We start from the raw sequence: 1,092 nt of genomic DNA, 5'->3' as shown, positions 1-1,092 counted from the left end.
GGGTCTGTATTGTCTTCGACAGTTACTATTTGGGTATCAGTAGCCGAATTACCAGCTGCATCAGTTACGGTCCAGGTTACTGTTGTATTACCTATTGGGAATGTAGCCGGCGCATCATTGGTTGCCGGATTAGCCCCACAGTTATCAGCTGTAGTGGGTGTTCCAAGAGCCACACCAGTGGCTTGACATGAAGCATTGGCACTAACGGTTACGTCAGCAGGTGCTATAATAGTAGGGTCTGTATCGTCTTCGACAGTTACTATTTGGGTATCAGTAGCCGAATTACCAGCTGCATCAGTTACGGTCCAGGTTACTGTTGTATTACCTATTGGGAATGTAGCCGGCGCGTCATTGGTTGCTGGATTAACGCCACAGTTATCAGCTGTAGTGGGTGTTCCAAGAGCCACACCAGTGGCTTGACATGAAGCATTGGCACTAACGGTTACGTCAGCAGGTGCAGTAATGGTTGGGTCTGTATTGTCTTCGACAGTTACTATTTGGGTATCAGTAGCCGAATTACCAGCTGCATCAGTTACGGTCCAGGTTACTGTTGTATTACCTATTGGGAATGTGGCAGGCGCATCGTTGGTAACAGAAGCCACGGCACAGTTATCAGCGGTAGTAGGCGTTCCAAGAGCCACACCAGTGGCTTGACATGAAGCGTTGGCACTAACGGTTACGTCAGCAGGTGCTGTAATAGTAGGGTCTGTATTGTCTTCGACAGTTACTATTTGGGTATCAGTAGCCGAATTACCAGCTGCATCAGTTACGGTCCAGGTTACTGTTGTATTACCTATTGGGAATGTAGCCGGCGCATCATTGGTTGCCGGATTAACGCCACAGTTATCAGCTGTAGTGGGTGTTCCAAGAGCCACACCAGTGGCTTGACATGAAGCATTGGCACTAACGGTTACGTCAGCAGGTGCTGTAATAGTAGGGTCTGTATTGTCTTCGACAGTTACTATTTGGGTATCAGTAGCCGAATTACCAGCTGCATCAGTTACGGTCCAGGTTACTGTTGTATTACCTATTGGGAATGTAGCCGGCGCATCATTGGTTGCCGGATTAACGCCACAGTTATCAGCTGTAGTG

The 1,092-nt window shown here is 48.2% G+C and carries 1 protein-coding gene; it reads right to left on the bottom strand.

Annotated features, from left to right (window positions below; genetic code table 11):
• Nucleotides 1-1,092: HYR domain-containing protein (locus ZA07_RS00035; RefSeq protein ID WP_157491995.1), on the bottom strand; the 1,092-nt coding region annotated here is incomplete at both ends.

The sequence above is a fragment of the Mangrovimonas sp. ST2L15 genome, assembly GCF_001280515.1.
GTDB lineage: Bacteria > Bacteroidota > Bacteroidia > Flavobacteriales > Flavobacteriaceae > Mangrovimonas > Mangrovimonas futianensis.
This window is presented reverse-complemented; position numbering and strand designations above follow the sequence as displayed.